Genomic DNA, 14,180 nt, shown 5'->3' with positions numbered 1-14,180 from the left:
CACGACTGACTAAAATGGTGCCATACTTCGATAAGCCACGTATACATCTTTGTCTTTTCTCATCATTTGTGAACTAAATTGGCGTTTTCGTCCACCTAATTCAACCTGAATTTTTGCTTTAAAACTTTCAGATTGCACACCCAGCAAGCTATTTACTGCATTTTTCTTTTCTTCTGAAACCTCAGAAAATGGCGATAGCACCCATAAATCTGAAACGCTTTCAAAATGTTTTAAATTGGCCTGTCGCTCTTCAATCGCATTTTTTACTGCATTGATATCAAGCTTTTCATCTAAACTGGCCAATATAAAAGCTGAAGCCGTATTAATATTTAACTTGCTATCATGGTTTGGAATGGCTGTTACATACGGTGCAATCAGCTGATCTTTGCCTGCTTCAAAGCCACGGATTTGCTTTAATTCTGCGACATCATGAAATTTCGCATTCGGTGGTAATGATGCATTTGCCAAACCTTGATAATAACTTGCTTCTGCACCCATTGAGCCTAAAGGTTGATCGTCCGCATCCTGCCAGTCAATGACCGCCTCACTTAATTGCGCAGGTAGACCGGCTCGCACCAAAATTTTCTCAAACCAAGCTTTGGCATTCTCATTCACTTGACCTTCATTATTGACCAAGCTATTGAGATTGAATTTACCCGACTCATCTTCTAAAACACCCGCCACAAATCCATCTTCAACAGGAAAAGCAGGCATAGGTTTGGCCCAATTTTCTTGTAAGTGATCAACCTGTCCTGCATTTTCAGCATCATCTTTTAACAACTCAGAAAAAAAAGCTTCTGCGCTTTTTGCATATAACAAAGACTGATTTTGACGCATTAAATAGGCGGTGCTTTCTGCAGTATTGGCTTGCTGTTTGGCAATCCCCGCAGCCAAAATCGTTGCTAAAGCCACCATCACTAAAATGGTCAGTAAAGCAACACCTTTTTGAGTTGTAACCTGAACATCCATTAAGATGAAACTCCTTGGTTACCATCTGGAGTGCTAACGGATTTTTTTTCTTCTAAAAAGTCAGTATTTAATAAACTAAAAATCCATTCATAGCTTACGCCATTTACGATTAAATTTAACTTAATACCTCGAGGTAAGCGTTGCTTTTCTGCATCACTGCTTAAATCGCTCACTGAATCTGGCCAAGTGGTGAGCTCATTAGGATTTAATACGCTAATTTGATATTGCTCTACACCACTTAACAAAACACTGCTATCTGGCTGATCTCGACCCGATTGATTAATATTTGGATACTTTAAGCGATATACCTTCTGTTCATCCTGACGATAAACATATTCAACTCGCTCATCCGCAGCTACACCTTGATTCAGCGGGTCTGTCACCCCTGTTTTGCTAAAAGCCAATTTATTATTTTGTAGAGTCAGCGCTGGTTGCACCTGTCCCGCTACATTTGCAGTCAAAGGCACAGTTTGTACAGTATCTCTTAATATCTGCTGGTAACTTTCTTGCAATTGTCCCAATTTGTTTTCATGCATCGCATTTTGAGTTTTTACTTTTGCAATATAATCAAACACTTTCCAACCCAGCGCAGATAATACGGCAAAAATAGCAATTGCGACCAACAACTCGACCAGAGTAAATCCCCATGTTTCTTTTTGTTTCATGAGCTTTTAATCCGATGATTAAAGAACAATAAATTGGTCACACCCGATTCCACCTGCCCAGTTTCTGCATTTACCAGGCTGACATGTACATCAACGCGTTGCACATTTGGGCTAATAGTAGCTTGAGCACTTTTATCGATTTGCCACGTTTCACCTTGCTGCGTCACTTGCTTAGATGCCGTTCCACTCATCCACTCTTGATTAATTTCCATCATGGCAATTTCATTGAGCGCAGTAAACTGTGCTTTGGTTCTTAAAACAGCATTGGAAGTGGCTTGTGTGTATTGTCGTGCAACATTGGTTAAAGCAATAGCTGCAACTGAAAATATCGCCAGCGCCACCATCACCTCTAGCAAAGTAAACCCTTTAGCTTTCATCAACTATTTTACCTAAATGGTCTATTTCTATTTCTGAACCAATCGGCTGGTCATTTAAATAAAATTGCACCCTAACAGGTTTAGCCTCACCATTACCTAACCAAATGAGCTTAGGTGCGCTTTGCTTTAATAGCTCTGAATTATTTGCATTACGATAGGCATGATCTAAAGCTTGAATATTTAATGACACATGATCCGGCAAAACGCGCGGTTCAAATTCCGAATAGTCTTTCCATTGATTGTTTTGATTATAAGACCCACTCATCTGCTGAGCTGGTAAATATTCGACAATATTATACTGAAAGTTTGCCACATCAGTAGCAGTTTGCGGGTTTAGCGCCAAGATGCGAGATTGATCATTGGCAACTCTCAGCATCTTTTGCATATCCATGAGAAAGACTTCTCTGGCTTGCATGGCTTTACGCTGATCAGTACCACCAATGTTCATCAGAATCATCGAGGCTAAAATACCCATCACCACAATAACGACCATCACCTCAACTAAAGTAAAACCCTTGATAGATGATCGTCTTGGTAAATTCATAGCATGCCTTTACGCAAATTGTGGAACAGCATGCGTCAGCTTAGGCAACGCCAAAGCTTGATCAATATAAGCCACCCTTAAGGTATCCCTTGAACCAAGATAGCGCTGATAGAAGCTTGAGTTTAAAATCGCAGCAGCACCATGCGTAAGTGACCAAATAGAAGCCAAGTAATCACGTACAACCATAGTACTTTCAATTGACTCTAAATAGCTTTCTGTCATTCGAATAATTAAGCGTAAGCGTTGTTTACGAACTTGATAAAGCTCATTAAACAAATGCTGAATACCTACCCCTGTTGTTGATAAGCGCTCTTCAATTTGATGAAAGAGCACTGTCCGTTCTGGGTGATGTAAATGATGAAGCATAAAGAAAGCTAAATGTTCAGGGAATTGTTTGTCTGTATCCTTGATCATTTCAAGCAACATGCGCTCATTACGAATAATGAGCAACATATACAACTCATCTTTACTTTGAAAGTGTTTATATAGAGTGCCTTTTGCTAAATCCAGTTCTGCCGCCAATGCATCTAGCGTCATCCCTGCTTCACCATTTTCAAGCAACAATTGCTCTGCAACTTGAAAAATTAACGCTTCTCTTGCTCTAAATTGAGCTTGACGATCCATCTTCACCCTATTAACTCTCTTATACGCTTATATCATTCAATTTTTTACTTTTGTTTGAGGAGATTCTCGAAATTTTGCATCGTTATACGCGCAATCTCTTCAACGGGTTTATCATATACTTCACTTAGTGCTTTGGCTACATAAGGCACATACTTTGGCTCATTAGACTTTCCTCTATAGGGCATAGGCGCTAAGTATGGGCTATCTGTTTCTATAAGCACTCGATCAAGTGGAACTTGCTTGGCTACATCACGCAGATCTTGGGCATTTTTAAACGAAATAATGCCTGAAAAAGACACATAATAACCGCAATCTAATACCGCTTTTGCTGTTTCCCAATCTTCTGTAAAGCAATGCAAAATACCATGTGTCGATTTTTCAGCACGGATAATATCTACGGTATCGTGCTTAGCTGCACGTGTATGTACCACCACTGGCTTATTTACCGCTTGCGAGGCATGAATATGACGAGCAAAACATGCTTTTTGCTCTGCAACTAAGTCTGTACTGTGGTAATAATCGAGACCTGTTTCACCTAAAGCCCAAACTTTTTCAGGTTGTGCAAGTTCTATCAAATACTCTGTGGTTGCCCGAGCCATTGTTTCAGCTTCTTCACATGGATGTACACCCACGGTATAGCCAACATCTGCATGACGGGCAGCAATTTTAGCCAGCTCAATGTGATCGTCCAAATCAACAGATATACTCATAAATTTTGAAACACCCGCTTCTCGGGCTTGTGCCAATGCCAAATCTAAATCCCCACCATAAGGGCTTAAATCCAACATAATCAAATGACAATGAGTATCTACAAACACAATGAAACCTATTCGCTAAAAATCAAATTCTACATAGTGTAACTTCTACGCCCTTCAGTTTTAAGTCCTGTAAGCAAGCGTTCTGTTTCAGAACGAAAATAAACGCCTTTTTCGCCACTTAACTGAATACCAAAACCTTGAGGTTTGACTCCATTTTGTTTTTGTGAAATCCAGATAACCTTACCTGTTAATGGGACTTTTTGAGTTTGCTCAGGCAATGTTGCCAAAATAAAAACTTCCTCACCCATTTTAACTGGCTGATTTGACGGTACAAATAAACCACCGCCCGCAACATAAGGCATATAACATGCAAAAAGTGTATCTACATCTGGGATATTCGCCTGAATAATTCCGCCCATACGTGGCTGCATCATTTTCCCCTTTTTATATATTCATTAATTTGATGCACAGCTGATCGAGCACAAGGTTGGTCTGCACATTTTGCTCAATAAACCGTTTAGATTGCTGAAAATCAGCATAAATACCAAACAACGCTTCTAAAGTATACTGCGTTGGTAAATCACCATAATTCAAATCAATATTCTTAATTGATTGATTTAGCTTGACACAAATTATATCGGACAACAAGTATTCAAACATTTGACTAAAATCACCAAAACTCATTGCTTTGTTCCATTTGGTCGCAATTGCGATTGGCATATTTTTCTGTTTGATCAATTTTTGCCAATCATTGACAAAATCCTGTCTCAAAGTGAGCCATTCAGACTCAGCCAAAGCTACTGCCCGTAATGGCATGTGATCAGACAAATTCATTAGTAGCTCATGACTAAATGCATCTGTATGAATATGACTCTGTAAAAACTGTTCCGACTGCGCGGGACTTATGCGATCAAGGGCAAAGTGTTGTAAACGACTACGAATCGTTGCGGGCAATTTTAAATAATGATCTGCCAATAATATAATAACAATGCGCTCGCCTGGTTCTTCTAAAGTTTTGAGCAAAGCATTTGCAGAAGCCGTATTTAAAGCTTCTGCAGGCTCAATCACAATGACACGCCAACCATCTACCGTTTGTTGCACGAAAGGCAACAGATCACGAATTTTTTCAATTTTAATCTTGGCGTTTTGCTTTTTATTGTCTTCATCTGTACTAATGTGCACATAATTCGGGTGCGTGTCCGACTTTAGCCATTGGCAACTACCGCACTCACCGCAGGCAAAGCGATGAGCATGCCGATTTTGACACAACACCCAAGCGACAAATGACTGCGCAAATGTTTCTTTTCCACAGCCATTTTTGCCATAAAACAACAAGCCATGACCAATTTGAGGAAAACGACTGGTTAAAGTTTGCCAGACATTTTCCTGCCAAGGATATACTGGAGCCATTACATCATTTTGCATGGATCAATATCCTTATTCAAAATAAGCTACATCCATTTGGTTTAAACGATCCAAATCTTCTTGAGTATCTACACCCGGTGGTAAATTCGCCTCTGCTACAGCAATCGCAATGCGATGGCCATTTTCTAGAACGCGTAATTGCTCAAGGCTTTCTAACTTTTCTAGTACGCCCATATCCCAACTCACATATTCTTGTAGGAGTTTAACGCGATAAGCATAAAGCCCAAGATGGCGATAGGCTTGATCATTTAATTGAGGCTCTGATTGCTTTGCACCATCTCGGTCATACGGAATAGTTGCACGACTAAAATACAATGCTTGCTGATGCTTAGACATCACTACTTTTACAATACTGTCACGTTTAAATTCATCTAGGTGGTGAATAGGCTCGCACAATGTAGACATCGAACACGCAGGTTGTTGTTCTAACAACTGTGCCACTTGTTTAACCAATAGTGCTGGAAGCAAAGGCTCATCGCCCTGCACATTCACAATAATATCGTTTTCATCCCAACCTTTTAGACGTGCCACTTCAGACAGACGATCTGTACCCGACGGATGCTCTGCCGAAGTCAGTACCACATCGATGCCTTCTGCACGGCAAACAGTCGCAATACGCTCATCATCTGTCGCCACACATAAGTCATCAAAGCCTTCCACTTTTTTTGCCTGATCTACAACTCGCAAAATCATTGGGCGACCATGTATTTCTAGTAACGGCTTACCCGGTAAACGAGAGCTTGAAAAACGCGCTGGAATGACGATATGTTTCATAAAATACTGCCTTCAGGAAGAGTAATACCCAATTGACTCAATTGCTGATGCAAGGTGCGATAGCAATCTGCTGAAAGTACAGCATCTACAGGAACAACCCAAATTTCACGTTGTATATTTGGGTACTGTTTGAGTAAAGGTAAAATTTTAACTGCATCTTTTTCAGTGGTGATAATCGGATAATTATCTTCGAACTGTAAATCTGCAAGTTCATATTCATAATGATCTGGAAATTCGTGACATTGGAACTGATGAATGCCCATATTTTCCAAGGTGGTATAAAACCGCTGTGGAAAACCAATTCCAACCACAGCATAAAATGCTTGATTTGGATTGAAAACTTGCTCGGTCGCAGCATTTAATAAATAAGGTTCAGATGACTCTAGGTGCATATTCAGCGCACTTTGTGCATGAGAAGCATGCTCGATCACAGTACCCGTATTCAATCGACTTTTAGGCTCACGCAAATAACCTTCAGGTAGGATTTTTTCATTTCCCAAACCTCGGTTATTATCCAGCACAATCCACTCTAGCTGTCGATTGAGTGCCAAATGTTGCAAACCATCATCACAAATAATTAAGTCCAGATGATGCTTACTCAGTAACAGCTCAATGCTTTTTTGACGATTCGCACCCACAGCCATCGGCACACCTGTCGACTGTACAATCAAAGCGGGCTCATCACCCACTTGCTCTGCATTTGCGTTTAAATCGACATAAGCTGGAAATGGGCCTTTCCCCCCATAGCCACGACTGATGACACCCACACTTATGCCCAAGCTTTGCAAATAATTCACCAAGTGAATCAACAATGGCGTCTTGCCACTTCCACCCACGGTAATATTCCCAATCACCATAACAGGCACGGGTGCGGTATAACGACTTTTTAATCCCGTAGCGTACATTTTTTTATTGAGTAAAAATCCACCACGGTAAAGCCACGACAGCGGTCGGAACACAATTAGCCACTTCGCTTGTTTATTCCAAGCATCTTGTATTAACTGTGCGACCGACATACTTAGTGCTCCTCAAAATTACGCTGATGTAATTGAAAATATGCACCTTGCAAAGCAAGTAATTCACTGTGTGTGCCTTGCTCTACAATTAGGCCTTTGTCCATCACCACAATACGATCCGCATTTTCAATTGTCGATAAACGGTGAGCAATCACAATTGTAGTTCGATTTTGCATTGCAGTATCAAAGGCTTGTTGAATGAAGTATTCAGACTCATTATCCAAAGCACTGGTTGCTTCATCCAAAATTAAAATTGGCGCATTTTTTAAGATGGCACGCGCAATTGCGATACGTTGACGCTGACCACCTGACAAGTTCAAGCCTTGCGCACCCAATGGCGTATCATAACCTTGCGGTAAAGCCATAATAAAATCATGAGCATAAGCTGCTTTAGCTGCCGCAATCACTTCTTCATCAGTGGCATTTTCTAACTGACCGTAGGCAATATTTTCACGCACAGTACGATTAAATAGTACAACCTGCTGATTCACCATTGAAATTTGAGAGCGTAGCGCATTCAGCTCAATATCATGAATATCTATTTGATCGAGCTTTAACTGCCCTGAACTGATTTCTTGATAGCGTAGAAGCAAGTTAACCAATGAGGTTTTACCCGCACCAGAGCGTCCAACCAAAGCAACCGTTTCGCCGGCATTCACCTTCAAATTAAAATCATGAATTGCATGATAACCATCTGAGTAAATTAAGTTCACATTTTGAAATTCAACACTACCAGTTAAAGCTGGTGTTAAAGTGCCGTGATTCTCTTCTTCGGGTAAGTCTAATAATTCAAAAACAGAATGCGCTGCGGCCATACCGCGCTGAATCTTTTCATTGATATCTGTGAGTGAGCGAATTGGCTTCGCCAACATACCTGCTGCAGTAATATAAGCAACAAATTCACCCGCGGACGTTTCACGCAAAATTTCAGGCCTTAAAGCAATAAACATAATAATTGCCAAAGAAATAGACATAATGAGCTGTACAATTGGGCTATTCAGCTGCTGTACTACCACCATTTTTAAGCCACGGCGCAAGTTTTCCATTGAACTTTCATGAAAACGCTTTTGCTCATAAATTTGCCCAGCAAAGCCTTTAACCACCATATTGCCGTTTACAGTTTCTTGCACGACATGGTTTACATCGCCCATCGTATCTTGTACTTGATTCGACAGTTTACGCATACGTTTTGATGCTTTACGAATCAGTAAGCCAATAAGTGGGCCAAATACCAAGATAATTAAAGTCAAACGCCAGTTGGTATAAATTAAATAGCCCATTAAGGCTAGTGTAATTAAACCTTGTTGCAAAACTGTTTTGAGTGATTCCGTCGAAGCTGCTGTTAACTGTTCAACGTTATACATAATTTTCGCGGTAATATGACCGCTCGAATTATCTAAATAATATTGCGATGGCAAACGCATAAGTTTAGCGAATACTTCTTGGCGGATATTAAAAATTAAATTACGCGAAATAACTGCCGTAAAATAGCCACCCATGAATAGACCTAAACCGCGGAAGAACATCAGCACCACAACTAATAATGGAAATAGTGTTGTAAAGCTTTGGTCTTTGCTCTGAATAGCATTAATGATTTTCTCTAGCAATTTTGCCACAGACACTTCTGTTGCAGCATTGATTACAAAACCAAGTACAACCAATAATGCTATGCCCCAAAATTGCTTTAAATAGCTTAACAGGCGCAGATAGACCTTAACATCTTGCTTCACTAATAACCTCGAGTTGGTACTTTGGTACTAATATTAACGTTTACGAAACCGAGCTGACCCGCAACATCCATTACACGAATGACATCTTGGTGTGCAGCCTTGGCGTCCGCAGCAATAATAAACATTAAATCACGGCGATCATGAGAAATCTGTTTAATTGCCGTATTTAAATCTACAGTATCCTTCCCCTCTAAGGACTGCCCATTCACAGCATAGTGTCCCGTAGCATCTACAGTCACTTCAATTTTTTGATCATAATGCTTTGGAGGCACACCCTGCGCATCTGGCAGGGTTAAATTCATTCGACTCATTTGGTTAAATGAAGTCGACAACAGCAAAAACACCAAGATAAACAATAAGCAGTCAATCATTGGTGTTAGGTTAATGTGAATATCTTCGACTTGACGGCGTCTGAACTTCATTTTAGACCTCAGCTTGCTTTTGGCATGTCTTGATCTTGTTGTTCAGCTACAGGCGGTGCTTTATAAAATAATGCAGCATGAAATAAGGTCGACTGTTGTTCTAATTCGGCTGTAAATTCTTGCACCAAACGCTGAAAATAACGGTGCGCAAATAATGCAGGAATTGCGATAAGCATACCTGCAGCCGTAGTAATTAATGCTTTAGAAATACCAGGCATCATCAGTACTGGATCACTACTTGTGCCTACATCAATCATTAAAAATGATTCAATAATACCTAACACTGTGCCAAGCAAACCTAACAATGGTGCAACAGCACTCAATGTACCCAAGAAATTAATATTTTTTTCCAAAAAACCAATTTCTTGGGAAGCTACCGCTTCCATTTGTGCACTAGCGTATTGCTGTGCTTGGTCTTTACTTTCATAACCCGCTGAAAAAATACGGCCAAGCGTACTGTCTTGTAGCACTTGGCTTTGACGCATTACTTTTATCACTTGATCTGCATTTTGATTTTTTTTCATTAACAATGCAGCGGGCAATACTGTCGATTTTTTTAGGCGAATAAAACGCTCGATCGTAATTGCTACGGTAAAAATTGAACAGAGCACCAAGGGCAGCATGAGCCACCCACCTGCTTTGACTAATTCCCACATTTGATTTTCCCCAATAAATCGAAATACAAAATTAATCTGCGAAGCAAATATTTAAAATACCATCCAATTCTTCGAGTGAATGATAGTTAATCACCAATTTACCTTTGCCTTGTTTGTTATGGTCAATTTTAACATCGGCACCAAAACGATCAGACAAACGCTGCGTTAATTGTTGAATATCCGAAGAGGCTGGCTGTTTTTCTTTAGCTTGTTTTGGCGCATTCATTTCACGCACCAATTGTTCGGTTTGACGTACAGACAAGCTTTTTTCAATCACATGCTCAGCAACTTTCAACTGATCTTTAGCTTTCAATGTCAAAATTGCACGGGCATGCCCCATATCTAAAAGGCTTTGTTGCATAAAGTCTTTTACAGGTTCAGCCAAAGTCAACAATCGCAATAAATTACTTACCGTCGTACGTGCTTTACCCACAGTATCAGCAATTTCTTGATGGCTTAAACCAAATTCGTCGTGGAAACGCTGTAAAGCCATCGCCTGATCAATTGGATTTAAATCTTGACGTTGAATGTTTTCAATTAACGCCAAAGCAATCGCAACTTGGTCTGTTAAATCACGAACAATTGCTGGAACTTCTGTTAAGCCAGCTAGCTGTGCAGCACGCCAACGACGCTCACCTGCAATAATTTCATACAGGTACTTTTCATCCTCAATCGGACGAATCACAATCGGCTGCATCACACCGTGTTTTTCAATCGATGCTGCTAACTCTTGTAAGTCTTGTTCATTAATATAGCGACGTGGCTGATATTCACCGCGCTTTAATAAGTGAACATCAATTTGTTTGAGCTGACCATGGTCCAAAGATTGTGCTTCGAGTTGCAACTTTTCTTTTTGAATGGAACCAAGCAACGCGTCTAGACCACGACCTTTCGCTAATCCGCGTTTTTTTACTGTCATGCTTTAATTCCTTTTTTTACTTTGCTTTTCTTTAACATTTCAGCAGCAAGGTTTAAATATGCCACTGCACCCTTCGAGCTTTTTTCAAAATAAATCACTGGCAAACCATGCGCAGGTGCTTCCGCTAAACGGATATTACGCGGAATAACAGTGTCATATAGTTTCTTGCCAAAATATTGTTCTAGTTCTGCAGAAACATCACGCGTTAAAGCGTTTCGTGCATCGTACATCGTGCGTAAAACACCTACAATTTGTAAGTCTGGGTTTAATGCTTGCTGAATACGATCAATCGTTTGAGTTAAATCAGCCAAACCTTCCAAAGCATAGTATTCGCATTGCATTGGAATAATCACACCATCTACTGCTGCTAAGGCATTCACTGTAATCAAGCTTAAACTTGGCGCGCAATCGACAATAATATAATCAAATTTATCTTCAACCTCTTTTAAGGCTTCACGCAAGATAAATTCACGACCAGATTGCTCCGCAATTGCAAGTTCAACACCTGCTAAATCACGGTTTGCACCCAAGACTTTATAACCCACTTCCGCTTTACTAATTGCTGTTTCAATTGGCATTTCGCCCAACAATACATCAGTTACCGAATACAGCAGATCATTTTTTTGAATACCAGAACCCATTGTCGCATTGCCTTGTGAATCCATATCCACAAGTAATACGCGTTTTTTAAGTACTGCCAATGATGCAGCCAAATTTACTGCGGTTGTAGTTTTACCGACACCACCTTTCTGGTTCGCAATCGCAATAATCTGTGCCATGGTAACCCCAAATCCTTTGAAAAAAATTAAATACGTTTCAACAGTAACAAGTGACGCTGTTCATCCAAACGAGGAACTTTTAATTCAATAATTTTACAGCTAAATTGATCTTTAAAAGCTTCAACCTCTTCACTTGGAATCAGGCCTTTCATTGATGCAATGATGCTACTGTCATGCATAAATGGAAGTGATGCATGAATAAAATCTGTTAATGATGCAAAAGCACGACTGGTAATAACATCAAACTTACCCAGCTCTTGAATACTGTCTTCATTTTCGACACGTGTTTGTACTGCAATCACATTCGTCAACTTTAAATCTGCAATAAACTGCTTTAAGAAACGAATTTTTTTACCATTTGAATCGAGCAATACACATTGGCGCTCTGGCTGGCATAAGGCAATAATCATACCCGGCATACCCCCACCTGTGCCAATATCTAAAAGACGACCAGCAGGTAAATCTTTTAAAATGCTGAGGCTATCCAATAGATGCTTAACCAACATTTCTTTAGGATCACGGATCGCAGTTAAGTTGTATGCTTTATTCCATAACACCAAAGCATCTTGGTATTTAAGTAATAAATTTAAAGCTTCATCGCTTAAGCTTAAACCTAGAGCCTGACTACCTTGCTTGAGTTCTTGAAAAAAAGTATGCATAAACTATTTACGTCTCGAAAATTTAAGTGGAAGTATAACGATTTATCCTGCTTGTCACAGCAGGATGTGTCTAGCGAATATGCACTTAAACGTACATCCCTTCACGAATCTGGAGATCTAGTGCACTTAATCGTTCAGGAGTGCCTACATCTACCCATGCAGCCTGCATTTTCTCTGCAGTAATTTTACCATCATGCATTGCTTGTTTTAACAAAGGTGCTAATGGGCGTTTACCCGCCTCTAAGCCATCGAACATTTCAGGATCAATAACAGCAACACCACTATAAGTGAGCGATTCACCCGCATGCTCTTGTTCAAAGGTATAAGCACGACCTGCATCTAAAGTAAAATCACCCTTTGGATGTTGCTCAGGATTTTCTACCAGAACCAAGTGTGCTAAATCATCGTTTAATTGCACATTTAAAAGTGATGCAAAATCAAAAGTCGTCCAGACATCACCATTCACCAAAATAAATGGATCTGTGCCTAACAGTGGTAAAGCATTAATAATGCCACCCGCAGTCTCTAAACCTTCTAGCTCACGTGTCCAACGAATGTCCACACCAAACTGTGAACCATCGCCGAGAGCACCTATCAACACATCAGCCAACCAAGCCGAGTTAATTACAATTTCAGTCACACCAATGGCTTTAAGTTTTTCGATATGCCAAACAATTAACGGCTTACCGCCTACTTCCAACAAGGGTTTTGGCTTGTAAAGCGTCAAAGGACGCATACGGTTACCCAGCCCAGCGGCTAAAATCATCGCTTTCATTATGCTTCAACCTCGTATTGACCATATTTTTCTTCAAATTTTGGCAATACTTTAGCCTGAATAAACTGCATAAATGGTTGTAATTCTGCGTATGGCTTGCTTTCTTCAAGTAAATACCACATTACACGTGGCAAATCTTTCAAATAGCCTGACTTACCATCACGCTCAAATAAGCGCACAAAAATGCCTAAAATTTTAATATGGCGTTGAATCGCCATTAAATCTGCATCTTGCTTAAACTGTTCAAAGTCACGACCTTCTTTTGCATTCGCTGGCAATAAATCGTAAAACACTTTAAACCATGTATACACACGCTCAGGGTTCCACTGCACATAAGCATCGCGAGTAATTGAAATGAGATCGTAAGTATCCGCACCAATAACCGCATCTTGAAAATCAATCACACCTTGCTCTGACTCGCCCTCTAATAGCATTAGATTACGGCTATGAAAATCACGATGCACAATGACTTGAGGCTGTGCCAACGCAGCATTGGCTAAAATAGCAAATGTACGTTTGATTAACGCACTTTCGGCTTCAGTCGGTTGGATTTTGAGAGAAGGAAGCAACCAATCTGTGAGTAATTCCATTTCTGAAATTAATTTTTCGTAGGTATATTCAGGAAAATGGCCTTGACCAGCAATCGATTGCAATTGAATTAACTGCTTAAAACTTTGTGCATAATGTGTATCTACTGTTTCGTCATTCAATTGCGTAGACAACAGTACATCACCAAAATCTTCTAATAATAAAAGACCTAAATCAAAGTCTTTAGCCACAATATGCGGTACACGCACACCGTGTTCATCGAAAAATTCGTCAATCGTCACAAAAGGCACACAATCTTCTTTTTCTGGAGGTGCATCCATGAGCATAAATGTTTTATTATTCAACTTGATTCGTGCATAACGACGAAAGCTAGCATCGCCTGCTAAAAAATGAGTTTCAAATTGATCTGAACCGAGTACAGATGTCATCCATGATTGTATCAATTGTTCACGTTGTGTATTCATTTGCGATTATTTCTAAAACAGGCTGAGTTTTTAAAGTGCTAAGTGTAGCCACTTATCAACTTTTTCTCTATGATG

18 protein-coding genes are annotated in these 14,180 nt (G+C 40.0%); all 18 read right to left on the bottom strand.

The window, feature by feature from the left end:
* Positions 1–9: 9 nt before the first annotated feature.
* The 18 genes from gspK to D9K81_RS11435 all read right to left on the bottom strand — a co-directional run bounded on the left by gspK (position 10) and on the right by D9K81_RS11435 (position 14,105).
* Positions 10–969 carry a type II secretion system minor pseudopilin GspK gene (gene gspK, locus D9K81_RS11520; protein WP_120374742.1) on the bottom strand — a complete coding sequence of 320 codons (960 nt, stop codon included), beginning with the start codon at positions 967–969 and terminating at the stop codon, positions 10–12.
* Positions 969–1,634, bottom strand: coding sequence for a type II secretion system protein GspJ (locus D9K81_RS11515; RefSeq protein ID WP_120374741.1), 666 nt, complete (start codon positions 1,632–1,634; stop codon positions 969–971). The genes gspK and D9K81_RS11515 overlap by 1 nt, the downstream gene beginning before the upstream one ends.
* Entirely contained in the window at positions 1,631–2,011 is a 381-nt protein-coding gene (gene gspI, locus D9K81_RS11510; protein ID WP_120374740.1) for a type II secretion system minor pseudopilin GspI, read from the bottom strand. Before gspI ends, D9K81_RS11515 begins: the two co-directional genes overlap by 4 nt.
* Positions 2,001–2,555, bottom strand: a complete 555-nt coding sequence (locus tag D9K81_RS11505) for a prepilin-type N-terminal cleavage/methylation domain-containing protein (protein ID WP_120374739.1) — start codon at positions 2,553–2,555, stop codon at positions 2,001–2,003. The genes gspI and D9K81_RS11505 overlap by 11 nt, the downstream gene beginning before the upstream one ends.
* A 9-nt stretch (positions 2,556–2,564) precedes the next feature.
* Positions 2,565–3,179 (bottom strand): TetR/AcrR family transcriptional regulator, encoded by a 615-nt coding sequence (locus tag D9K81_RS11500; RefSeq protein WP_120374738.1) that lies wholly within the window; start codon positions 3,177–3,179, stop codon positions 2,565–2,567.
* 44 nt (positions 3,180–3,223) lie between these two features.
* Positions 3,224–3,997 (bottom strand): TatD family hydrolase, encoded by a 774-nt coding sequence (locus D9K81_RS11495; protein ID WP_120374737.1) that lies wholly within the window; start codon positions 3,995–3,997, stop codon positions 3,224–3,226.
* A 29-nt stretch (positions 3,998–4,026) separates the two neighbouring features.
* Positions 4,027–4,368, bottom strand: coding sequence for a PilZ domain-containing protein (locus tag D9K81_RS11490; protein ID WP_120374736.1), 342 nt, complete (start codon positions 4,366–4,368; stop codon positions 4,027–4,029).
* A gap of 13 nt (positions 4,369–4,381) precedes the next feature.
* Positions 4,382–5,362 (bottom strand): AAA family ATPase, encoded by a 981-nt coding sequence (locus tag D9K81_RS11485; RefSeq protein WP_120374735.1) that lies wholly within the window; start codon positions 5,360–5,362, stop codon positions 4,382–4,384.
* Between the two features lie 12 nt (positions 5,363–5,374).
* Positions 5,375–6,136 carry a 3-deoxy-manno-octulosonate cytidylyltransferase gene (gene kdsB, locus D9K81_RS11480; protein ID WP_120374734.1) on the bottom strand — a complete coding sequence of 254 codons (762 nt, stop codon included), beginning with the start codon at positions 6,134–6,136 and terminating at the stop codon, positions 5,375–5,377.
* Entirely contained in the window at positions 6,133–7,152 is a 1,020-nt protein-coding gene (gene lpxK / locus D9K81_RS11475) for a tetraacyldisaccharide 4'-kinase (protein ID WP_120374733.1), read from the bottom strand. The genes kdsB and lpxK overlap by 4 nt, the downstream gene beginning before the upstream one ends.
* A 2-nt stretch (positions 7,153–7,154) precedes the next feature.
* Complete coding sequence (gene msbA, locus D9K81_RS11470) at positions 7,155–8,882, bottom strand: lipid A export permease/ATP-binding protein MsbA (RefSeq protein ID WP_120374732.1); 1,728 nt, start codon at positions 8,880–8,882, stop codon at positions 7,155–7,157.
* Positions 8,882–9,304: an ExbD/TolR family protein gene (locus tag D9K81_RS11465; protein WP_106985811.1), complete on the bottom strand. Its 423-nt coding sequence runs from the start codon at positions 9,302–9,304 to the stop codon at positions 8,882–8,884. The genes msbA and D9K81_RS11465 overlap by 1 nt, the downstream gene beginning before the upstream one ends.
* A gap of 8 nt (positions 9,305–9,312) precedes the next feature.
* A complete protein-coding gene (locus D9K81_RS11460; RefSeq protein WP_120374731.1) occupies positions 9,313–9,960 on the bottom strand; it encodes a MotA/TolQ/ExbB proton channel family protein in 648 nt (215 codons plus the stop codon).
* Between the two features lie 31 nt (positions 9,961–9,991).
* The gene (locus D9K81_RS11455) at positions 9,992–10,879 is read right to left on the bottom strand and encodes a ParB/RepB/Spo0J family partition protein (protein WP_120374730.1); all 888 of its coding nucleotides are present in this window, start codon (positions 10,877–10,879) and stop codon (positions 9,992–9,994) included.
* Entirely contained in the window at positions 10,876–11,658 is a 783-nt protein-coding gene (locus D9K81_RS11450; protein WP_120374729.1) for a ParA family protein, read from the bottom strand. The genes D9K81_RS11455 and D9K81_RS11450 overlap by 4 nt, the downstream gene beginning before the upstream one ends.
* A gap of 26 nt (positions 11,659–11,684) precedes the next feature.
* The gene (gene rsmG, locus D9K81_RS11445) at positions 11,685–12,317 is read right to left on the bottom strand and encodes a 16S rRNA (guanine(527)-N(7))-methyltransferase RsmG (RefSeq protein ID WP_120374728.1); all 633 of its coding nucleotides are present in this window, start codon (positions 12,315–12,317) and stop codon (positions 11,685–11,687) included.
* Between the two features lie 85 nt (positions 12,318–12,402).
* Positions 12,403–13,092 carry an N-acetylmuramate alpha-1-phosphate uridylyltransferase MurU gene (murU, locus tag D9K81_RS11440; RefSeq protein ID WP_120374727.1) on the bottom strand — a complete coding sequence of 230 codons (690 nt, stop codon included), beginning with the start codon at positions 13,090–13,092 and terminating at the stop codon, positions 12,403–12,405.
* Positions 13,092–14,105 (bottom strand): aminoglycoside phosphotransferase family protein, encoded by a 1,014-nt coding sequence (locus D9K81_RS11435; RefSeq protein WP_120374726.1) that lies wholly within the window; start codon positions 14,103–14,105, stop codon positions 13,092–13,094. The genes murU and D9K81_RS11435 overlap by 1 nt, the downstream gene beginning before the upstream one ends.
* Positions 14,106–14,180 lie beyond the last annotated feature (75 nt).

The organism is Acinetobacter chengduensis, from assembly GCF_003664645.1.
Taxonomy (GTDB): Bacteria; Pseudomonadota; Gammaproteobacteria; order Pseudomonadales; family Moraxellaceae; genus Acinetobacter; species Acinetobacter chengduensis.
The sequence above is the reverse complement of the archived record's forward strand: the minus strand, read 5'-3'. Positions and strand labels throughout refer to the sequence as shown.